This is a genomic window from Sphingopyxis sp., assembly GCF_035998965.1.
GTDB lineage: Bacteria > Pseudomonadota > Alphaproteobacteria > Sphingomonadales > Sphingomonadaceae > Sphingopyxis.
Genome location: NZ_DASYHE010000038.1, coordinates 66,018 through 87,445 on the forward strand (window position 1 = coordinate 66,018; position 21,428 = coordinate 87,445).

The 21,428-nt window shown below is 65.7% G+C and carries 13 protein-coding genes and 1 pseudogene; 4 read left to right on the forward strand and 10 right to left on the reverse strand.

All coding sequences use genetic code 11. The annotated features are described in order from the left end of the window. Positions 1–7 precede the first annotated feature (7 nt). The 4 genes from VGN68_RS05625 (at position 8) to VGN68_RS20520 (ending at position 4,624) form a co-directional block, all read left to right on the forward strand. The gene (locus VGN68_RS05625; RefSeq protein WP_327474702.1) at positions 8–1,318 is read left to right on the forward strand and encodes a M20/M25/M40 family metallo-hydrolase; all 1,311 of its coding nucleotides are present in this window, start codon (positions 8–10) and stop codon (positions 1,316–1,318) included. A 179-nt stretch (positions 1,319–1,497) separates the two neighbouring features. Next, the gene (locus VGN68_RS05630) at positions 1,498–2,934 is read left to right on the forward strand and encodes an aldehyde dehydrogenase family protein (RefSeq protein WP_327474703.1); all 1,437 of its coding nucleotides are present in this window, start codon (positions 1,498–1,500) and stop codon (positions 2,932–2,934) included. Positions 2,935–3,105: 171 nt separating this feature from the next. Beyond that, the gene (gene argJ, locus VGN68_RS05635; protein WP_327474704.1) at positions 3,106–4,332 is read left to right on the forward strand and encodes a bifunctional glutamate N-acetyltransferase/amino-acid acetyltransferase ArgJ; all 1,227 of its coding nucleotides are present in this window, start codon (positions 3,106–3,108) and stop codon (positions 4,330–4,332) included. A 187-nt stretch (positions 4,333–4,519) separates the two neighbouring features. Then, positions 4,520–4,624, forward strand: a complete 105-nt coding sequence (locus VGN68_RS20520; protein WP_414713016.1) for an SEC-C metal-binding domain-containing protein — start codon at positions 4,520–4,522, stop codon at positions 4,622–4,624. A 65-nt stretch (positions 4,625–4,689) separates the two neighbouring features. On the opposite strand, the gene trxA is transcribed toward VGN68_RS20520, so the two are convergent. The 10 genes and pseudogenes from trxA to ahcY all read right to left on the reverse strand — a co-directional run bounded on the left by trxA (position 4,690) and on the right by ahcY (position 21,125). Next, positions 4,690–5,010: a thioredoxin TrxA gene (gene trxA, locus VGN68_RS05640; RefSeq protein WP_088442833.1), complete on the reverse strand. Its 321-nt coding sequence runs from the start codon at positions 5,008–5,010 to the stop codon at positions 4,690–4,692. Positions 5,011–5,073: 63 nt separating this feature from the next. Next, on the reverse strand, positions 5,074–8,643 hold the full coding sequence (locus tag VGN68_RS05645; RefSeq protein WP_327474705.1) for a UvrD-helicase domain-containing protein: 3,570 nt from the start codon (positions 8,641–8,643) through the stop codon (positions 5,074–5,076). Then, positions 8,618–11,662 (reverse strand): double-strand break repair protein AddB, encoded by a 3,045-nt coding sequence (gene addB / locus VGN68_RS05650; RefSeq protein WP_327474706.1) that lies wholly within the window; start codon positions 11,660–11,662, stop codon positions 8,618–8,620. Before addB ends, VGN68_RS05645 begins: the two co-directional genes overlap by 26 nt. A gap of 96 nt (positions 11,663–11,758) precedes the next feature. Then, positions 11,759–12,478 carry a nucleotidyltransferase family protein gene (locus VGN68_RS05655; RefSeq protein WP_327474707.1) on the reverse strand — a complete coding sequence of 240 codons (720 nt, stop codon included), beginning with the start codon at positions 12,476–12,478 and terminating at the stop codon, positions 11,759–11,761. Continuing rightward, positions 12,478–13,446, reverse strand: coding sequence for an aminoglycoside phosphotransferase family protein (locus VGN68_RS05660; protein WP_327474709.1), 969 nt, complete (start codon positions 13,444–13,446; stop codon positions 12,478–12,480). Before VGN68_RS05660 ends, VGN68_RS05655 begins: the two co-directional genes overlap by 1 nt. Next, positions 13,443–13,892: a tRNA (adenosine(37)-N6)-threonylcarbamoyltransferase complex ATPase subunit type 1 TsaE gene (gene tsaE / locus VGN68_RS05665; RefSeq protein WP_327474710.1), complete on the reverse strand. Its 450-nt coding sequence runs from the start codon at positions 13,890–13,892 to the stop codon at positions 13,443–13,445. Before tsaE ends, VGN68_RS05660 begins: the two co-directional genes overlap by 4 nt. Further along, on the reverse strand, positions 13,889–16,246 hold the full coding sequence (locus VGN68_RS05670) for a PAS domain-containing sensor histidine kinase (RefSeq protein ID WP_327474711.1): 2,358 nt from the start codon (positions 16,244–16,246) through the stop codon (positions 13,889–13,891). The genes tsaE and VGN68_RS05670 overlap by 4 nt, the downstream gene beginning before the upstream one ends. Before the next feature lie 240 nt (positions 16,247–16,486). Beyond that, a complete protein-coding gene (locus tag VGN68_RS05675) occupies positions 16,487–18,946 on the reverse strand; it encodes a TonB-dependent receptor domain-containing protein (RefSeq protein WP_327474712.1) in 2,460 nt (819 codons plus the stop codon). A 72-nt stretch (positions 18,947–19,018) separates the two neighbouring features. Beyond that, positions 19,019–19,486, reverse strand: a pseudogene (locus tag VGN68_RS20525) (TonB-dependent receptor plug domain-containing protein); the annotation flags it as partial. A 223-nt stretch (positions 19,487–19,709) separates the two neighbouring features. Then, entirely contained in the window at positions 19,710–21,125 is a 1,416-nt protein-coding gene (gene ahcY, locus VGN68_RS05685) for an adenosylhomocysteinase (protein ID WP_327474714.1), read from the reverse strand. Positions 21,126–21,428 lie beyond the last annotated feature (303 nt).

The following is a 21,428-nucleotide window of genomic DNA, read 5'->3' on the forward strand; positions in this document are numbered from 1 at the left end:
GTCCTCCATGAAATCGCTGCCGTTCGCCGCCCTGATCGCGCTTCAACTCGCACTCGCCCCAGCGGCGCAGGCCCAGTTGAGCCAGGCTGAACGCGCGATGGCGAAAATGGTCGAGGCCGAGCAACCCCGCTCGATCGCGCTGCTGGAGAAGCTGGTCAATCAGAACAGCGGCTCGCTGAACCTGGAGGGCGTCGAAAAGGTCGGAGCGATGATGCGCGCCGAGCTTGAACCACTGGGCTTCACGGTAATCTGGAAACCGATGACCGAGACCGGCCGCGCCGGGCATCTGATCGCGACGCACAAGGGGAAGCCCGATGGCAAGCGCCTGCTGCTGATTGCCCACCTCGACACGGTGTTCGAATCCGATTCGCCGTTCCAGCGCTTCGAGCGCAGGGGCGACTTGGCCAAGGGACCGGGCGCGGGTGATGACAAGGGCGGGATGGTCGTGGCGCTCGCGGCACTGCGTGCCATGCACGCGGCGGGGACGCTGAAAGACGCCAATATCGAATTTCACATGACCGGCGACGAAGAGGATGCGGGCGACCCGATCGACATCGCGCGCGCCGACCTGATCGCCGCGGGCAAGCGCAGCGATGTCGCACTGTGTTTCGAAGGGCTGATCCGCGAAAATGGCGCCGACATGAGTTCGGTCGCGCGGCGGTCGTCGGAGAGCTGGACGGTGACCGCCACCGGCAAACCGGGCCACAGTTCGGGCATCTTCAGCGCCGCCGCGGGCGACGGCGCGATCTATGAACTGGCGCGGGTGATCCACCGTTTCCGCACCGAGCTGCCCGAGCCCAATCTGACCTTCAACGTCGGGCTGGTCGCAGGCGGCGAGCAGGCGGCGCTCGACGGCGGAAAGATCCGCGCCAGCGCCAGCGGCAAGACCAACATCATCGCGTCGACCGCGATCGCACGCGGCGACCTGCGCACGCTGTCGGCCGAACAGGCGGAGCGGGTGAAGGCAAAGATGTCGGCAATTGTCGCCGACCACGCGCCCGGCACCTCCGCAACGATCGCGTTCGATCCCGGCGGCTATCCGGCGATGGCGCCGACCGACGGCAATCGCGCGCTGCTCGTTCGGCTCAACGCCGTGAACCGGGACTTGGGCCTGCCCGAAATGGCGGCGCTTGACCCGCTGAAACGCGGCGCGGCCGACATCAGCTTCGTCGCCCCCTTCGTCGACTCGCTCGCGGGTCTTGGCGCGTACAGCACCGGCGATCATGGTCCCGATGAAACCGTCGACCTGCCGAGCATCGCGCGCCAGGCGACCCGCGCTGCCATATTGATGTCACGGCTGAGTGCTGAAAAGCGGTAGCGCGTGTCGTTTGCCGCTTCGTCACCCCGGACTTGATCCGGGGTCCATGCTACGAATGAGGAATGGACCCCGGATCAAGTCCGGGGTGACGATAAAGGAGCGATGAACTTGATTCATCCGCCACAGTGATTAGGTAGCAATCCGAGACGTATTCAGACACGCCGATTGGGAGAGAGAAAATGAGCGACACCGCAACGCACCTCAAGCAGAATTATATCGGCGGCCAGTGGGTCGACAGCAAGGGCGGCAAGCCGCACGACGTGATCAACCCGGCGACCGAAGAAGCGGCTTCGACGATCGTCCTCGGCACCGCCGCCGACGTCGACGATGCCGTCGCTGCGGCGCGCGAAGCACTGAAAAGCTGGTCACAAACGACGCGCGAAGAGCGGCTCGACCTCCTCAATCGTATCGTCGAGGAATATAAGAAGCGCGCGCCCGATCTCGCCAAATCGATGGCGAGCGAAATGGGCGCCCCGGTGAGCTTCGCGGGCACCGCGCAGGTCGGCGCCGGGATCGGCGGCTTCCTCGGCACCATCGCTGCGCTCAAGGATTTCAACTTCACCGAAAAATATGCCGCGGGCGTCATAGCGTACGAACCGATCGGCGTCGTCGGCATGATCACCCCGTGGAACTGGCCGCTCAACCAGATCGCGCTGAAGGTCGCCCCGGCGCTCGCCGCGGGCAATACGATGGTGCTGAAACCCTCCGAAGAATGCCCCGGCAACGCGACGATCTTTGCCGAGATCCTCGACGCCGCGGGTGTCCCGCCGGGCGTGTTCAACCTCGTCCAGGGTGACGGCCCGACCGTCGGCAACGCGATCAGCGCCCATCCCGGCATCGAAATGGTCAGCTTCACCGGCTCGACCCGCGCCGGCATCCTCGTCGCCAAGGCGGCGGCCGACACGGTCAAGCGCGTCCATCAGGAACTGGGCGGCAAGTCGCCGAACATCGTCCTGCCCGACGCCGATTTCGCCGCGGTGCTGCCACCGACAGTGCAGGGCGTGCTGGTCAACACCGGCCAGAGCTGCATCGCGCCGACGCGCATCCTGGTGCAGAAAGAGCGTGAGGCCGAAGCCGTCGGCGTGATCAAGGCGATGTTCGACGGCACGTCGGTCGGCGATCCGATGAGCGAAGGCGGCCATATCGGTCCCGTCGTTAACAAGGCGCAGTTCGACAAGATCCAGGGGTTGATCCAGTCAGCGATCGATGAGGGCGCGACGCTGGAAACCGGCGGCACCGGCCTGCCGAGCAACGTCAACCGCGGCTATTATGTCAAGCCGACGGTGTTCTCGGGCGTCACCCGCGACATGCGGATCGCCAATGAGGAAATCTTTGGTCCCGTCGCGACGGTCATGGCCTATGGCGACCTCGACGAGGCGGTCGATATCGCCAACGACACCGAATATGGCCTTTCGGCGGTGATCTCGGGCGATCCGGCGAAGGCCGCAGAGATCGCACCGAAGCTGCGCGCCGGTATGGTCGCGGTCAACGCGTGGGGACCAGGCCCCGGCGCGGCGTTCGGCGGCTACAAAGCATCGGGCAATGGTCGCGAAGGCGGCGTGTTCGGGCTGAAGGATTTCATGGAAGTGAAGTCGATCAGCGGCATTCCGGCGTAACGATCTACGCCCTCCCTTTCAGCGGAGGGCAGCGAGACTTGCCAGCTTGCTGGCTTAGTCGCAGCGGGTGGGGTCCATCGGCCTAGCGCAACGCCGATGGACCCCACCCCAACCCCTCCCCTGAAGGGGAGGGGCTTTTGTATGTGCGCAACTCCCGCTAAGCGCACCACCATGACCTCCCGCTCCCCCCTCGCCCCCGCAACCTTCCCCAAGCTCCCCGACATCGCCGGGGTCACCCTCCGCGTCGCGCGCGCGCAGTACAAGAATTGGGACCGCTGCGACCTGACCTATGTAGAGCTCGCGCCCGGCACGAGGGTCGCGGGCGTCTTCACCCGCAACGTCTGCTGCTCGTCCGAAGTCGAGCTCGGCCGCGAGCAGGTCAAAGGCGGCATCGGGCGCGCACTGATCGTCAACGCGGGCAACAGCAACGCCTTCACCGGCTATCGCGGCCGCGAGGCGGTCGAACAGATCATGGCGCAGGTCGCCGATCATCTGAGCTGCGCGCAAAGCGAAGTCTTCGTCAGCTCGACCGGCGTCATCGGCGTGCCGCTGCCTAAGGACAAGGCGCGCGCCGGGGTCGAAGCCGCGCTCACCGCCGCGCCCTGCTCATGGGAAGCCGCCGCCGAAACCATCTGCACCACCGACACTTTCGCCAAGGGATCGGCCGCCACCGCGGTCGTTGGCGACAAGACCGTTCACGTCGCAGGGATCGTCAAAGGATCGGGCATGATCGCCCCCGACATGGCGACGATGCTCGGCTATATCTTCACCGACGCCGCGGTTGCCCCCGCATTGTTGCAGGCGATGCTGAGCGAAGCGACCGGCGGCAGTTTCAACAGTATCACCGTCGATAGCGACACCTCGACCAGCGATACCGTGCTGCTGTTCGCGACGGGGTTGGCGGGCAATGCGCCGCTTACCACGCGTGACGATCCCGGCGCCGACGCGCTCTACGCCGCGATCCGAAAGGTCGCGCTCGACCTCGCGCAGCAGGTCGTGCGCGACGGCGAAGGCGCCTCAAAGTTCATCGAAGTTCAGGTGAGCGGCGCCGTCAGCGACGACAGCGCCAAGCGCGTCGCGCTCGCGATCGCCAACTCGCCGCTGGTCAAAACCGCGATTGCGGGCGAGGACGCCAACTGGGGCCGCGTCGTGATGGCGGTGGGCAAGGCCGGCGAACCCGCCGACCGCGACAAGCTCGCGATCCGCTTCGGCGATCATTGGGTGGCAAGGGACGGCCTGCCGGTCGACGACTATGACGAGGCACCGGTCGCGGCGCATCTCAAAGGCCTCGAAATCCGTGTCGGCGCCGACCTTGGCTTGGGTGAAGGCCGCGCGACCGTCTGGACGTGCGACCTGACGCACGGTTACATCAGCATCAACGCAGACTATCGGAGCTGAGCACATTCTGGTAAGGCGCCGCCTGCGCGCGAGCAGGCGCGCTGACCACAGGAGGCCGTCATGGTACGCCAAAAAGACTTCGCCGACCTGCCCTGCTTTCGAAATCAGTTCGAAGCGGCGTAAAGGTTATCCGTCGGAAACGCAGGTCAAGCGGGGACACCGCTTCGTCCACGGCGACAAGGAACTCATCGAAAAACTCGGTCGCCAAGATCCGTGTCCGTGTGGCTCAGGCCACAGGTTTCCGCAATTGCTGCCTGACATCGGGCCGGTTTCGACGGCTCTGAACGGCTAGACTATTGGCGCGACTGACCAAAAGATGACCCCCGACGTCGGCAATCCGACGTCGGGGAAATTGGCTTAAAGCGCGCCTTCCAGCCAGCCCTTGAGCGCGCTCTTCGGCGCTGCGCCAACCTTGGTGTCGGCGACTTCGCCATTCTTGAACAGGATCATCGTCGGGATGCCGCGCACACCATATTTGGCAGGGGCGTTCGGGTGATCGTCGATATTCAGCTTGGCGATCACCACCTTTTCGCCCAGCTCATTGGCGATTTCCTCGAGCGACGGGCCGATCATCTTGCACGGACCGCACCATTCGGCCCAGAAATCGACGAGCACGGGGGTGTCGCTGTCGAGGACGTCAGCCTGAAAGCTGTCGTCGGTGATCGCCTTGGTACCCATGATACAAACTCCTGAAATTCGGTTATCCGCAAGCTAAGGCGTCGCACCCTTCGGCTCAAGACCTCAACCGCCCAAATTCGCCTTGGTTGCCGCCAAGCCCGGCTTGTGCGCATCGAGCAGCGCATCGTCCAGCGCGATCAGCCGCGGCCCGGCCGTATAAAGCAGCGCCGCCGCCACCCGCCGCCCCGGAAAAATCGTCGCCAGCGCGCCGCGATACGCGGCCATCTGGCGCAGATAGGCGGGTTGCACCGCGGCGGCGCTGTCCGGCACATGCCGCCCGGTCTTGTAATCGATTACGGTCACCGCATCATCAGTGACCAGCAGCCGGTCGACGATCCCCGCCACCACCACGCCGTCGACCACTGCCGACAGCGGCACCTCGGCGAGCGAGCCCGGCCCGAACAGCGCGGTGTGCGCGGGGTCGTCCAGCACGGCCAGCACTTCATCGACCATCGCGTCGCGCGCCGCCGCGTCGAGATCGGCCGCTTGCACCCCCAGCCAGCGCAGTGCCGCCGCGCGCCGCAGCTCCGACGCTACCGGCGGCAGCCGCTCGAACAGCGCGTGGAGCAACAGCCCGCGGTTCACCGCCGCCGCACGCGCCGCGCCCTGCGGTACCGCCGCCACATCATCGTCGCCCAGCGCCGAGGGCGCGAGCGGGCGCGGCGGGCGCGCTTCTTCGGGCGCCGCTTGCCGCGCCCAGGTTGGAACGGCCACCGGCGCCATAACCGGGCGCATCTTGTCCTTCGCCGCGCGCGCCTTTCCCGCAACGGCATGGACTCGCTTTTGCCCCCAGCGCGGCCCGGCGTCCTGCCATTCGGCGCCCATGTCGGCCATCACGGCATCGACCGCACTGTGCCAATTGCCCTCGGGGAGTTCGTCCGCCTTCCGCGTCCCGGTGACGATCAGCAGTTCCTCCGCACGCGTCATCGCGACGTACAGCAGCCGCCAATGCTCCTCGCGTTCGGCGGCTTCCTTCGCGTCGTGCGCATCCGCAATCGCGCCGTGCCGCTCGTCCTTGCCGAGCGCGAACACCGGCAATTTGTCCCATCCCGCCATCGACAGGCCAAAGCTCACCCGCCGCGGCTTGGGATCGTCGGTCGCGTCGGCCAGGATGACGATCGGCGCCTGCAACCCCTTCGACCCGTGCACCGTCATCACCCGCACGACATTGCTGCGCGCCTCGCTCTGGCGCTTGATCTCGGCGGTGCTCGCGGCGATGTGCGACAGGAAGCCGAGCAGCGACGGCGCTTCCCGCCGCTCGAACGCCAGCGCCTGTGCGAGCAGTTCGTCGATCGGGTCGCGCGCCTCGCGCCCCAGCCGGTGATACAGCTTGCGCCTCCCGTCGAGCGGGCCGGACAGGATGCGTTCCAGAAAGCGGAACGGCGTCGTGAAATCACCCATGCCGAGCAGGGCGCGCAGCGCCGCCATCGTTTCGGGCGGCGCTTCGTCTTCGCGCGCCCGCAACTGCTCCCACAACGCGCGTTTCTGGCGGCCATGGGCGAAGGCAAACAGCTCGTCCTGACTCCAGCCGAACAGCGGTGACACCAGCAGGCTGGCGAGGTTGAGGTCGTCGAGCGGCTGCACCGCAAAGCGCATCGTGGCGAGCAGATCCTGCACCGCGAGCGACTGGGTCAGCGAAAAGCGATCGACCCCCGCGACCGGCACATGCAGCGATTGCAACCGCGCGACGATCCGCGCCGCCAGATCGCGGCGGCGGCGGACGAGGATCAATATGTCGCCCGGGGCAACGGCGCGCCCGTCCTTGCCGTGGAGCAGCCAGTCCTGCACCTCGTCGGCAATCGCGCGGGAGAGCCGCAGGCTGGCGGGGTCGCTCGCCGCGGCGGAGGTGTCACGCGCGCCGGCCCCCTCATCGCCATCGTCACTCTCGGCGGCGCTTTCGTCATCCGCATCGGCATCAAGAGCCTTGCCGACCGGCAACGGTTGCCACAGCTCGACGCGTCCCGCGCGGTCGCGATTGAATTCGGCAGGAATGTGCGGCGGCTCGTCGCTCTCCAGCCCCATCAATGCGGGCGCGCCCGCCGTGATCCATGCGTCGACGACGTCGAGCACCGCGGGGCTGGACCGATAATTGGTGTCGAGATCGACATCCTCGAACGGCCTGTCGCCTTCCGCGGCGCGCTTGGCAAAGCTTAGTCGCGCCGCTTCGAATGCCGCTGGCTCGGTGCCTTGAAAGCCAAAGATCGCCTGCTTGCGGTCGCCGACGGTAAACATCGTGCGGACCCGATCGTCCTTGGCACCAATTCCCGCAAAAAACTCGCCCGCCAGCGAGGCGACGATCGCCCATTGCCGCGCATTGGTGTCCTGCGCCTCGTCGACCAGGATGTGATCGGTGCGCTGGTCGAGCTTGAAGCGCACCCAGTCGCCAAAATCGCCCTGGGCCAGCAAATGCCCCGCGATGCTGATCAGATCGTCGAAATCGGCGAGACCGCGCTCGCGCTTCGCCAGCGCATAGGCATCGGCAAAGCGGCTGCCGAGATCCCAAGCCGCCGCCAGATCGTCGGCGACCGCAATCGCGGTGGCGGTCGCGAGCAGCGCATCGGCCACGGCGACGATGCGTTCGGCGGCGGCGAGGCAGCTGCGCATCCCCCCCTTGTCCTTGGTATAATCGGCGCGCATGTCGCCAGTGCCGGTCAGGAAACAGCCGCGCACCGCGATCAGCATCGCGGCGCGGCCATGCGCGTCAGCGCGAAACCAGTCGTCCATGATGTCGGCACGCCCGTCGCCGGTCTTGGTCCCCCAGCCGCGCCCGCTGGCGGCCACCGCAGCGATGTCGGCGTCGGCTATCGCCCCGCCCGCCAGCGCCGCCGCCTGCCAGGCCAGTGGATCGCCCTGCGGCAGCCCCAGTTGTACGCGCAGGTCTGCCGCGCGCGGCGCGAGGCGTGGCGCATTCGCGGCGGTGAAGCTGCTCGCGCAGCGCGCCAGGAATGCGATCGCCGCGTCCTGCCCCAATCGCTGCGACAGCATCGCCGCTGTGTCGTATAGCGCCTCCGCTTCCCCCCTCCCCTTCAGGGGAGGGGCCGGGGGTGGGGTCTCTCGGGATGGCACAGCGTTGGACGATGGACCCCACCCCAACCCCTCCCCTGAAGGGGAGGGGCTTTTGTTGTCCAGCAACTGCCCCAGCACCTCGCGCTGCAATGCACTTGCCTCGCTGTCCTCCAGCGCGCGGAACCCCGGCAGGATTTTCGCCTCCAGCGGAAAACTTGCCAGCAAGGTTTGGCAGAAACTATGGATCGTCTGCACCCGCACCGCGCCGCCGGGGCTGTCGATCACGGTGGCGAACAGCGATCGGGCGCGGTCAAGAATGCCGGGCTCGGCCCAATCGGCGCCGAGCGCGGCGAGGTCGAGCCGCAGGTCGCCATCGGCCATCCGCACCCACATCGCCAGCCGCTCGTGGATGCGATGCGCCATTTCGGCGGCGCCCGCCTTGGTAAAGGTGATGCACAGGATCGCCTCGGGCGACACCCCCGTCAGCATCAGCCGCAGCACACGCGCCGACAGCACCTGCGTCTTGCCCGTCCCCGCCGACGCGCCCAGCCAGACATGGTCGTGCGGCTCTGCCGCGGCGCGCTGCCCGCCGTCGAGCGTCTTAAGCAGCTTGTCGGGATCGATCATGACGCCCCCCGTCGGTCACAAACGGATCGGGGTCGCCGCGCCCGAACCATTCGTCGCGGCGCATCAGCTGGTCGAAATCGGTGTAGCGTTTGGCGCTGTCGCCGGGGGCGAACACACCTTCACCCAGAAGATAAGCGGCGGTGAGTTCTGCGAAGGCATCATAGGCGCGCGCAACGGCCTCCTCGGCTGTCTTGAGCCTCCGGCGTCCACCGTGCGTCGGCGCAATGCTGCCTTTGGTGCCCTTTGCGCGGTCCGGCTTCAGGCTCCAATACTCGAGAGAATTGATCGTCCCCGAAGCGACCCCCTCAATCTTCCCCATTTCGGCAAGCAAGCCGAGCAGGCCGAGCTGGTTGTCGAGCCCGTCGAACGCCGCGCTGCCGCTTGGCGCCGCGCCGGTCTTGTAGTCCACAACCGAGAGACTGCCGTCCTTCAATCTATCAATGCGGTCGGCTTTTCCGATCAAGCGGATTCCAGACAGCTCGTGGACGCCGGTTGCCTCGGTCGCAATCGGTTCGCGTCCCTCCAACTGCGCCGCCCAAACCCGCTCCGCCGCCCAGCGCAGCGACGGCTCGATCCGCGGCAACCAGAAGGCGCGGGCGAGCGAGTCGAGCGCCGGATCGGCGCGCAGTGCGGCGAGTTCCGCGGCGAACGCCGCCTCGGTCAGCCCCGCCGCCTGCCAGTCCTGCAGGAATTTATGCACCCGCGTCCCGAACCATTTCGCGTCGGGACCGCTGTTCAGCGGCTCGAGTTCGCTCAGCCGCAATATCTTCGCCGCGTAAAAGGCAAAGGGATCGCGCGCCAGCTGGTCGACCCCGGTGACGCTGATCCGGTCGGGCCGCGCGTTCTGCGGCGGCGCCGGACGCGGCTTGTCAGCGGGTTCGCTCCGCCCCGGCGGGACATCGAGCGTCGCCGCGAGCGCCGTCACCGGCTGCCCGTCCAGCGTCGCTTCGGGCAACTCGCCCGCCAAGGCCGCCAGCCGCAGCCAGAAGCGCGACGCAACCGCGGGATCGCCGCCGCTGCGCATCGCGCGCGTCACCACCACTTCGCGCGCGGCAAAGGCACCGGCAAAATCATGCGCCGCCATCCCCTGTTGCCGCTCGGGCGCGGCAAGGCCAAGCATCCGCCGGATGCCGGGGGCGAGCCACGGGTCGGGGCTTTGTTGCGGCGGCCAGCGCCCCTCGTCGAGCCCGCCCAGAATCATCAGGTCGGCGCGCTGCAACCGCGCCTCCAGCAAGCCCCAGATGAACAGCCGCGGATGCCCGCCATAGGGCGGCCGGATGCTCTCGCCCGACATCAGATCGGCGAGCATCGCGGGGAAATCGGCGGGGGCGACCAGCGCGGGGCCGTCGCCCTTCGCCATCGCGCAGCGGTCGAACAGATCGGACAGCGCGCGGCCCGCATGGCCCATCCACGCCCCTTCGCCGGTCAGCCAGCCGAGCGCGTCTTGCAACGCCCCGAGCAGTATCGACGGCGGCGCAGATACACCGGCAGCGAATGGCGCGAGCGCACCGCTCAGCCCTGTCGCGACGTCGGCCCACCAATCCGTGATCGCCACCGCAGCGCCATGTCCGCGCCGATCGCTGTCGGCCGCAATCTCGCTTATCCGCGCCGTCACTCCGGCCCAGCCCGGCACCAGCCCCGGGCCGCGCAGAACCAGATCGAGCCACCGCACCTGATCGAGCCAGCCCAGCCGTCCCTCACCCGCGCGGACCAGCGGATGCCCGAGCAGCGCGACCAGCCGCACGGGATCGAACGCCGCGGCACATTCGGCGAGCAGCAACAGCAGCGCCCCCGGCGGCGTCTGCCCCAGCGGCTGCCCGGCGCTGTCGTCGACCGCAATGTCCCAGCGCGCAAGCGCGGCGGCGACGCGCTCGGCGAGCAAGCGGTCGGGAGTCACCAGCGCGGCGGTGCGCCCTGGTTCTTCCAGCGTGCGCCGCATCATCAGCGCGATCCCCTGCGCCTCCTGCCCATCATCGGCGAAGGTGGCGGCGCTGACCCCGGTCAGGCTGGGCGCGACATCGTCCGCCGCCTGCCAGCGCGCGGTATAAGCGGCGGGCGCAAACAGCAGCGACAGAAAGGGCGCCCGCGCACCGGGACCGTCGAACGGCGACGCCGCGGCCCATGCGCCAACCTCTTCACGCGCAATCCCCATCCGGCCGAGCAGCAGTTTCAGATGATATTGCGGATGCGTTTCGAGCGGGCGCTCGCCGGGCTTTTCCGGGTCGGCCTTGACCGGCCCCAGCGCCTCCCATTCCTCCGCGGCCATGCCCAGATCGAGCCCCGGCAGCACCACCATCCCCTGCGGCAAATCGGCGACGGTGCGCAACAACCGCGCGATCGCGGGCGCCGCGGTGGTCACCCCCGCGGCGACGACAAAGCGTCCCGGCGGCGCGGTGCGCCATCCATCGCTGACCCGTGCGAGCAGGCGATTGCGCCGGTCGGCGCGGTCGATATGCCCCGTCGCAGCCAGCATCGCGGGCCAATGGTCGATCAGCAGCCGCAATCGCTGCCACGACGCCTGCCAATGCCCCGCAAGGTCACCGAGCGCGGCCTCGATGTCGCCGAGCCGCGCCGGAGCGACCTCCTCATAATGAAGCTGGTCGATCACCCGCCCCAGCCCTTCGGCGAGCTGGAACGCCGCGGCGCCGGTGATCGCGTCTTCGCCCGCCGGATTGTGCCGCTCGATCAGCGCCGCGAGCATCAGCCGCCGCCGCAGCGCGTCGATCGCGGGCGGGATCGGGTCGGCGTCGTCGATCGCATCGAGCGCCAACGCGACGCTTTCATCCAAATCGGCGTCGCCGATCACCGCGAGCCGCGGCATCAGCAGCCCTGCGCCGCTGGCGCGGACAAACGCCGCCTGCACCGCGCTACGCGCGCGGTTGCTGGGCAGGAGGATCAGCCCTTCGGCGAGCCCGAGCGCGCCATCGGCGAAGCGGTCGATCAGGCCTGCGGCGAGCGCGTCGGCGAACGCCCGCTGGACGGGGATGGAAAAGACGGTGGGGCGGGGCGTTTCCGTCATCACACTCTCTTCGTCATCCCGGCGAAGGCCGGGATCTCGCCGCTGCGCCAATCCGAAACGGCGAGATCCCGGCCTTCGCCGGGATGACGGCCCGCGTCAAACCTCACTCAGCGCGGCTTCGGTCGGCGCGATCCGGTCGGGGGTGCCAACGTCGAACCACTGCCCCATATGCGACAGGCCATACAGCCGCCCCGCCGCGATTGCGCGGTCCCACAATATGTTGGTCGAAAACGCCCCTGCAGGCGCGTCGCCCAACAGGCGCGGCGAGATCAGCTGGATGCCGGTGTACACGAACGGCGCAATCCGCCCGGGCTTGCGGCGCGACAGGAGCCCCGACGGGTCCATATGAAAATCGCCGCGGCCGCCATGCCCGGTCGCGCTCGCCTGCCGGATCAGCAGCAACAGCGCGTCCATCCGCGTCCCGTCCCAATGGCGCGCCAAATGCCGGATGCTGTCCTCCGGCCCGTCCGTCCAGATATTGTCGCTGTTGACGATCAGGATCGGGTCGCCGGTCAGCTGTGGCAGCGCCTTGACCATGCCGCCGCCGGTTTCGAGGAGCAGGTCGCGCTCGTCCGAAATGCCGATCGTGAAGCTGCGTTTCTGCGCCGCCAGATGCGCTTCGAGCGCATCGGCCAGATAATGGACGTTGACGACGACATGGCCGATCCCTGCCGCCTCGATGCGGTCGAGGCTGTGATCGATCAAGGCCTTGCCCGCGACGCGGACCAGCGGCTTGGGGCGGGTGGCGGTCAGCGGGCGCATCCGTTTGCCCAGCCCCGCCGCCATCACCATCGCGCTGTCGATCTTGGTTTCCATCACCACGCCGCCGCACGCTTGTCGGCGGGGATATTCTCGTCGAACCAGGCGCGCACCGGTGCCAGCGCAGGATGCGCGAGATCGCGTTCGAGGAGCCCCCACATCCGCGGCTGGAACTGGCGATAGCCGGGCTTGCCGTCGCGCTTCCACAGCCGCACGAACACCCCCAGGATGCGCGTGTTGCGCTGCGCCGCGAGCGCCCAGTAAGCGTTCTCGATGTCCTGCCCAGTTGCGCCCTGATACTTCGCCAGCATCGCCGCCTCGACCGCCGGGGTGACGTCGCGCCGCGCATCCTCCAGCACCGAAGCCAGATCATAAGCAGGATGCCCGATCAGCGCGTCCTGGAAATCGAGCAGGCCATAATGGGCAACGCCCACCTTGCCCGGCACCAGCATGATATTTTCGGCATGATAATCGCGCAGCACGGTGACGCGCGGCAGGCCGTCATGCTCGACCGGGGTCAGCACCGCTTCCCACGCGGCGCGAAAGGCGTCGCGATCGACCTGGATCTCCAGCGCCGGGCAATACCAGTCGCTGAACAGCATTACCTCTTCGAGCCACTGTTCCAGCCCCAGCACCCGCAATCCCGGCATCGGCGGGCACGTGTGCAAGTGGACGAGCAAATCCGTCGCCCCGGCGTACAGATCGACCTCGCGGTGCAGCGCCGCATCGGCCGTTTCGCGCAGCCGCACGTCGCCAAAATCCTCGATCAGCAACAGTCCCTGCACCAGATCGCGGGCAAAGATGACCGGCGCGGTCAGCCCCTGTTCGCACAGATATTCGGCGATCGCGATGAACGGCCGCGGATCTTCATGCGGCGGCGGCGCGTCCATCAGCACCGCCTGCCGCGCGCCATCGACGACGCGGAAATAGCGCCGGAACGATGCGTCGCCGGCGAGCGGCAAAATCTGGGCGCCTTCCCAGCCATGCGCAGCGAGGAAGCCAGGCGCATGGGGGGGCGGAATCATCGGAGCGGCCATCGGCTCCCCCAAGACGTCGGCACGTCTGCTGTCAAGACGCGCGCGTCGCCGCTCCCCGAAATCGTGATCGACAGCGCGCCCGGCCACCCTTGCGTCCCCAGCCGCTCGGGCCACTCGATCAGCAGCGCGCCGTCATACAGATAATCGTCGAGCCCCAGCTCGATCAGCTCGCTTTCGTCCTCGATCCGGTACAGATCGACATGCGCGATGGGCAGGTCGACTTCGGGCGGCGCATAGGGCTGGACGATGGCAAAGGTCGGGCTCGGCGCCTCGCCCGCCAGCCCGCGCGCCTTCAGCATCGCGCGCGCCAGCGTCGTCTTCCCGGCGCCAAGATCGCCCGACAGCGCGACAACATCGCCGGGCAGCAACGCCGCCCCGATCGCCGCACCGATGCGCTCGGCCTCGGCCAGCGTATAGTCGTAGCGATGGCTCATACGCGGCGGGGCAGGCTGATCCGCACCAGCGTCCCCTGTCCTGCCTCGCTCACCACCTCCATCGTCCCGCCATGCGCGGCGACGAGCTGGCGGGCGAGCGCGAGGCCGATGCCGCCCGACGCAGTGCCTGCCTGCTGCCCCTTGGTCACCGCGGCGACCGCTTCGGGCATCCCCGGACCATTGTCCGACACAATGATGTCGATGCCGTGCGCGTCGCCTGTGGCATGAAGCAGCACGCGGCCGCCGGACTTGCGGATCGGCGCGGTGTAGCGCACCGCGTTGTCGAGCAACCCCGCGACCAGCCGCGACAGGCGCGGCGCGTCGCCATCGATGCGGCCGAGATCGGGCGAGATATTGCCGACCAGTTCGACCTTTTCCGCCGCAGCAAACGCCTTGGCTTCGGCCAGCGCCCGCTCCAGCAACGCCCGCACCGCGACCGGCGCCCGCTCGACCACCAGCGACCCGGCCTCGCCCTGCGCCAGGTCGAGCACATTGTCGATCTGGCGCCCCAACACCGCGACCGAATCCATGATCGCGTTGACATAACCCTGCTGCTGCTCGCTCAGCTTGCCGGCATAGCCCGCCTGCAACATCTCGCCGAACCCGCCGATCGAGGTCAACGGCGTGCGCAGCTCGTAACTCATCCGCGACAGGAACGCGGTCTTGACCTTGTCCGCCGCCTCCAGCGCCTCGTTGCGTTCGCGCAGCGCGCCCTCCATCCGCCGGCTCGGGGTGATGTCGAGCATGATCAGCAGCGCATTGCCGTCGGGCAGCGGGATCGACGCGAAATCGAAATACCGCCCGTCGGCAAAACCGATTTCGCCGCCGCGCTGTTGCCTCTCCAGCGTCGCGGCGCGGATGACCTCCTGCACAATGCTGATCTGGTTCGGTTTCACCAGCCGGTCGGCCAGCCCGCCCATTAGCGCATCGACGCGCGGATGCGCCGCCAGCGTGGCCTCATCAATGCCCCACAGGCGGCGGAACCGCTGGTTCCACAGATGCAGCCGCCCGTCGGGCGCAAACACCGCGATCGCCTCGAACAGATTGTCGAAGGTCGCTGTGCGGACGCGGAGCAAGGTGTCGCGTGCACCCGCCAGTTGCACCTGCTCGGTCTTGTCTTCGGCGATCAGCAACAGCCCGCCGTCGGGGGTCGGCTGCGCCACAACGTGCAAGTGGGTGCCGTCGCGCAGCAGCCAATCCTCTTCGCTCGCCCCTGCCTGGGCGAACCAGTCGACATGCGCCTGCCGCCATTCGGGATAGTCGCGCACCTCGGGGGTCCGCCCGCCCTCGCGCCAGGCATCGAGCAGCCGCGCAAACGCCCGCGCCTCGCTGACATCCTCGGCATCGAGCGCAAACAGGCGGCGGAACGGCAGGTTGGCAAAGGCCAGCCCCTGATCGGGACCGAATTGCGCCACCGCCGCCGACAATCGGTCGAGCAATTCGCGCTGCGTATCGACGAAGCGGCGGTGCGCGCCGCGTTCGCTCTCCAGCTCCTGAATATCGATCGCATATCCCGCGATGCCGATCACCCGCCCGCCCGTCGGCGCCAACGGCACATCGACGACGCGCATGATCCGCCGCTCGCCCTCGATCGTCACCGGGATCGTGCGGATCTGCGCCGCGCCCGCGATGCGCGCCTCGTCGGCGGCTTCGGCGGCGCTGACCCCGGCGACGGTTTCGCACAGCTCGACACCGCCATCGATCACCGCGACCGCGCTCTTCGCCTCGACTGCGCGGACATAGGCGCCGTTGACGAGCGCCAGATTGAGGTCGGTGTCGCGGAACCACATCGGGAAGGGGGCGGCTTCGATCAGCCCCGACAGCGCCTCGAACGCCGCCATCGCCTCGTCACGTTCGCTGCGCGCCTGCGCCAGCGCGTGCTGACCGTCGGTCGCATCGCTCAGCCAGAGCAACACGCTGCCCGGTCCGCCCACCGCTGGCGGTGCCGGCGCGCCGTGCAGGATGATCGTGCGCTCGCTCCCCTGCGGCTTCAGGCTGAGCGTAAAAGGTTTGGCGCCGCGCTGCGCGCCCAGGATCGCTTGGCGCAGCGCGTCATGGCCGTCGGGGTCAAGCCCGCTGCCCAGCCCGCGCAGCTCGTCGAAATTGCGCGGTCCCTGCTCCAGCCCTAGCCAGCGCCCCAGTTTCTCGCTTGCCTCGATCCGCCAGTCGGCGCGCACGATCACCGGCAGTTGCGGCGATGCCTCGACCAGACTGCCGAGCCGCTCAGCCTGCCCGGCGACAAAAGCCGCGCGCCGCTGCATCGCAATCCCGCGGCCGACGGCCCACAATCCCGCGAGCAGCCAAAGCGCGATGAACAGGCCCAGCGCAAAAAGCGCGCCCGACGACAATGTCATCGACGGCGCGCCGCGGCGCGAGGATAATGAAGGAAGGGGCTTTGGGCCATCAACCCGCCCTATCGACTGTCCGACCCTTGATCAATGATTGGGGACCGCGCCAACAAGTTCGAAGACTCGTTTTCAGGCGGGGCGATTGTTTTGACAGACGTACAACGGGACACTTTGCGTTATACGTAAAAAACAGGGAGACGCCGGGCATGTCCGCTCTTGCGGCCAGCCCGGCGCCCAGCTCACGCATCAAAGATTGGTGCGGAAACCAAAGTACAGAAAACGACCAACCGCGCTGACGGGATAGAAAGTCGATCCGACGTCCGGTTGCTGGTCGAACAAGTTATTCACCCCCGCGTAGAAGGTGAAATTATCATCGACGTCCATCGACGCCTGAACGTCATGTGTGAAACGTGCCTTAAACTTGAGAAACTCCGGCGCAACGATGTCAGGATCGGCCGCGATCGTCTGCTTGCTATAGCGGAGCGTCTTGCTGAAATAATTGACACGATAGTTAAGTCCGAATTTATCCAGCTGCCAGTTGACATTACCGTTCACTTGCCATTTCGGCGCGTCTACGGTGCCGCGACTGTCGATAGTATCGCCGCCGGGCGTCGCAATAAAGGTCAGGCGATCAAGGTAATTGCCGACGACGCTAAGTTGGAAGGTGCCGATGTTCGCCCTTGGCGTGAACCGATAGCGCGCCGAGAAATCAACGCCGCGCGTTGTAAATTCCGCCACATTTTGCGGCAGCAGCCGGAAACCCGATACGACGCCGGGAGCGGCGGTGTTCGTGCCCGGGTTGCGGTCAATCGCCTCACAAAAAACATTGTCGAGATCCGGCGCATCGACACAAAGTTCCGCGACCGTGGTCAACGAAGGTGTCGATACGGCGTCTTCGATTTTCACATCATAATAATCGGCTGACAGGGTCAGTCCTGGAATGAACCGGGGCTGCAAAATAACGCCAGCCGTGATGGTCTTTGCAGTTTCTTCCGTCAGATTGCGGTTGCCGCCGGAAAGGCCGGGCAGGCTTGCGCTGGTGTCGCCCGTAAAATCGGCGACCTGCTGGGCTGACAAGCCAAGCTGCTGGAAGAGCGCCTGACAGTTCGCGGCACGTGTGCTGGAGCCGTCACCGATATTATCGGGTGCGCAAGGATCGGTAATGAACAGGAAGGTCTGGTTCGCCGGTCCGAACAATTCGCCGATATTGGGAGCGCGCACTGCCTGCGCATAGGTGCCGCGGAAACGAATGTCGGGAATCGGCGCATATATGCCGCCCACCTGGAAAGTGGTGGCCGTCCCGATCGTTGAATAATCGGCGATACGGATCGCGCCATTGGCGGTCAGCTCGTGGAAACCGGGGCGATCACTGATAATAGGCACCCGCAACTCGCCAAAGATTTCTTTAACGTCAAAGGACCCCTTTTCGGGGAAAAGGGCGTTGCCGAAGGTCAAGCCCGTCGTGTTCACGGGATCAGGATTGGATTCGCTTTTTTCCTTGCGATATTCGGCGCCGACCGCGAACCCGATCTCATCGCCCCAGAGCTTCAACTTGTCACCGAACGTGCCCGAAATCGAACCGGAGACTACATGCTGCTGGATGCGCGAGCGATCGACGGCGTTGGTCAGCAGGAAATCAATCGCACCGGGCTGCTGCGTCTCACTGAAAACATTGAAGGGGATACAGCCGCTGTTTGGCCCCGGTGTGAACGACAGTGGCTGATCGCCGAATGCAAACGGACTGTTCACGAAGTTGTAGAAGGGCTGATCGCTCAGGCCAGCGGGCGCGATATTCGACCGACAAACGATGTTGCCATTGGGCGTGCCGTTCAGAAACGCGCCCTCGTCGACGGCATCAATCGCTGCAAAAAAGCGGTCGTTGAAGCGCGTCCGCGTTTGCAAGATCGTCGAATCCGAGCGCCCATAAACATAGGATAGCTCAAAATTCAAATTCTCGGAGATATCGCCCACGAGCCCGAGAACGCCCCGATAGGTTTCGCGCTTATTGGACTCGCCACGCCGCCCGATGTCGAGGTTGTCCCGATTGACGAGAACCCCGAAGTCCCCGGCAGCTGCCTGAGCGGCATCGCGGATATTCGCCGGCATGAAGGCATTGTCGGTCGGGATCAACAGCGTAAAGTCGAATGTCGGCTGCCCCTCCGACGATGAGTCAACGCGTGCATATTTGCCTTGAGCAAAGAACCGCAAATTGTCGCTCAGTTCATAGTTGAATATGGCATTGGCCACATAACGTTCGATCAGTGGCAGTATCTCACCGCCATAGGTCGAAACGGGCGTACCGCTGCCCCCAACCTGGAAAATTCCGCCTGCATAGGTTCCGGGATCGAACACCGATCCGTCGCCAACGAAATCGGGCGTGAAATCGAGATCAACGTCCACCGCGCCCGCTGGATTGGAATCGAAATAGCGAACATTGCGGTAGGGAATAAGGTCGGGAACGTTCGGGTCGTCGCCGACATCGTCGAGATTATCGCTGAAGGTCACGAAATTTTCCGGCAACAAACGACGACGCTGCTCGCGCAGGAAACGATCGTCGCGGCCATATTCCAGCGACAGCGCAAAATTGCCGCGATCGTCAGCGAAATTCTTGCCGCCGGTAATCGTCGCGAAATAGGCGGTGCCGTCACCCTGTTCTGAAACGCCCGCCTGCGCCCGCGCAGTAAGGCCGTCGAAATTGCGCTTCATGACGAAGTTGACGGCGCCGCTGACCGCATCGGCGCCATAGATCGCCGACGCGCCGCCGGTCACGATGTCGACCCGCTCGATCAGGTCGATGGGAATCGTATTGGTGTCGATCGACGACGAACCCGGAACTGCCGCAACATGCCGCCGACCATCGATCAGAACCAGTGTGCGCTGCGTTCCGAGATTGCGGAGATTCAGCAAGTTGAGGCCGACGCCGCCGATACCGGCATTCGACCCCGAAGCATCGTTGGAATCATTGGACCCACTCAGCGCAGGAAGCTCGGTAAGGAACTGCGTCAGGTTGGTGATGCCGGAGCCCTGGATAGCGTCCGCATCCACCGACACTACCGGATTGGCAAAATCATATTGCTGGGTGCGAATACGCGTTCCCGAAACGACGATCTCTTGCGCCGCCGGTTGCTCGCTCTCTGATGCCACCGTTTCCGATGCGGTATCCTGTGCATGGGCAACACTGATCGACGCCGTGAGCGCAATCGTCGAAACGCAAAAGCCGAAAGCGGCTTTGGAAATTTTGTTCATCTATCGTCCCCGGTTCTATTGTGAAGGCAAAGCCTCCCCGCATAGCCACACGATAGAGTCGAACATTTCAAATTCTATTAAAAACGACCGCTTAGCGGATTTGTCATCAAACTGTTGCTTTCTGGCCACATTGGCGCGGAAAAAGCGTTGGCCGCGGAAAGCAAAACGGCCCGCTCCCCTGTGAGGAGCGGGCCGCAGCTGGCATCACCGTCGGGCGACGCAATCAATACCGATAATGGTCCGGCTTGAACGGCCCTTCGACCGGCACGCCGATATAATCGGCCTGCTTCTGGCTCAGCTTGCTGAGCTTCACGCCCAGCTTGTCGAGGTGCAGCGCCGCGACCTTTTCGTCGAGATGCTTGGGCAGGACGTAAACGTCGTTCTTATACTGCTCGCTGCGCGTCCACAGCTCGATCTGCGCCAGCGTCTGGTTGGTGAAGCTTGCCGACATCACGAACGACGGGTGGCCGGTGGCATTGCCGAGGTTCACCAGGCGGCCCTTCGACAGGATGATGATCTGCTTGCCGTCCGGGAATTCGACCAGATCGACCTGCGGCTTCACTTCGGTCCATTTATAGTTGGCGAGTGCCGCGATCTGGATCTCGCTGTCGAAGTGGCCGATGTTGCAGACGATCGCCATATTCTTCATCGCCGCCATATGTTCGGCGGTGATCACGTCGGCGTTGCCGGTCGCGGTGACGAAGATGTCCGAACGCTTGACGGCTTCGTCCATCGTGACGACTTCGAAGCCCTCCATCGCCGCCTGCAACGCACAGATCGGGTCGATTTCGGTGACGAGGACGCGCGCGCCGCCGTTGCGGAGCGACTGCGCCGAACCCTTGCCGACGTCGCCAAAGCCGGCGACCGTGGCGACCTTGCCTGCCAGCATCACGTCGGTGCCGCGGCGGATCGCGTCGACCAGCGACTCTTTACAGCCATAGAGATTGTCGAACTTCGACTTGGTGACGCTGTCGTTGACGTTGATCGCGGGGAAGGGCAGCTCGCCCTTCTTGGCGATGTGGTACAGGCGGTGGACACCGGTCGTCGTTTCTTCCGACACGCCCTTGATCGCCTTGACCGTCTTGGTCAGGTAACCGGGGTTCGCGGCGACAAACGCCTTCAGCGCGCGCTGCATTTCGATCTCTTCTTCATTCTCGGGCGCGGGCATGTCCTGACCGGCTTCGAGCTTCGCGCCCCACAATGCGAACATTGTGGCGTCGCCGCCGTCGTCGAGGATCAGGTTGCAGGTCGTCCCGTCTTCGATGCCCCAGTCGAAGATGCGGCCGACATAGTCCCAATAATCGGCCAGGCTTTCACCCTTCACCGCGAACACCGGGACGCCCGTCGCGGCGATCGCGGCCGCGGCATGATCCTGGGTCGAGAAGATGTTGCACGTGGCCCAGCGAACCTGCGCGCCCAGCGCGGTCAGCGTTTCGATCAGCACCGCGGTCTGGATCGTCATGTGCAGCGAACCGACAATCTTTGCACCCTTCAGCGGCTGCGACGCACCAAACTCTTCGCGCAACGCCATCAGGCCCGGCATTTCGGTTTCGGCGATGTTGATTTCCTTGCGACCAAAATCTGCAAGGTTGATGTCGGCAACGACATAATCACGGGTGTCGGCGGCGAGAGTGGCCACGATGGAGTCTCCTGTAGGCGAGTTCGGCCGCAGGCGAGCGGCCCCGAAATATGAGGTAATTATGTTGCGCGCCCTAGCTCAAAGCGCGCCGCCGATCAAATATAAACTTTTCTTTATATCGTAATCGACGCTCGCTCTGCCGAGCGCGGCGGACGCGCGAATCGCGGGCGCAAAATGCACCGGGGCGAAAATTTATTTTCAGCGGGCGCAATTGTGACAGTCGATGCCACGAAATTGTGACATCGAGTCGGCCAAGCCAAGATTTTGAAAATCCTGACTTATAATGCGCCGTGCGATTAGCAT

Coding starts and splice junctions, on each gene's coding strand:
- VGN68_RS05625 (WP_327474702.1), top strand. CDS start 8: ATGAAATCGCTGCCGTTCGCCGCCCTGATCGCGCTTCAACTCGCACTC.
- VGN68_RS05630 (WP_327474703.1), top strand. CDS start 1,498: ATGAGCGACACCGCAACGCACCTCAAGCAGAATTATATCGGCGGCCAG.
- argJ (WP_327474704.1), top strand. CDS start 3,106: ATGACCTCCCGCTCCCCCCTCGCCCCCGCAACCTTCCCCAAGCTCCCC.
- trxA (WP_088442833.1), bottom strand. CDS start 5,010: ATGGGTACCAAGGCGATCACCGACGACAGCTTTCAGGCTGACGTCCTC.
- VGN68_RS05645 (WP_327474705.1), bottom strand. CDS start 8,643: ATGATCGATCCCGACAAGCTGCTTAAGACGCTCGACGGCGGGCAGCGC.
- addB (WP_327474706.1), bottom strand. CDS start 11,662: ATGACGGAAACGCCCCGCCCCACCGTCTTTTCCATCCCCGTCCAGCGG.
- VGN68_RS05655 (WP_327474707.1), bottom strand. CDS start 12,478: ATGGAAACCAAGATCGACAGCGCGATGGTGATGGCGGCGGGGCTGGGC.
- VGN68_RS05660 (WP_327474709.1), bottom strand. CDS start 13,446: ATGATTCCGCCCCCCCATGCGCCTGGCTTCCTCGCTGCGCATGGCTGG.
- tsaE (WP_327474710.1), bottom strand. CDS start 13,892: ATGAGCCATCGCTACGACTATACGCTGGCCGAGGCCGAGCGCATCGGT.
- VGN68_RS05670 (WP_327474711.1), bottom strand. CDS start 16,246: ATGACATTGTCGTCGGGCGCGCTTTTTGCGCTGGGCCTGTTCATCGCG.
- VGN68_RS05675 (WP_327474712.1), bottom strand. CDS start 18,946: ATGAAGCGCAATTTCGACGGCCTTACTGCGCGGGCGCAGGCGGGCGTT.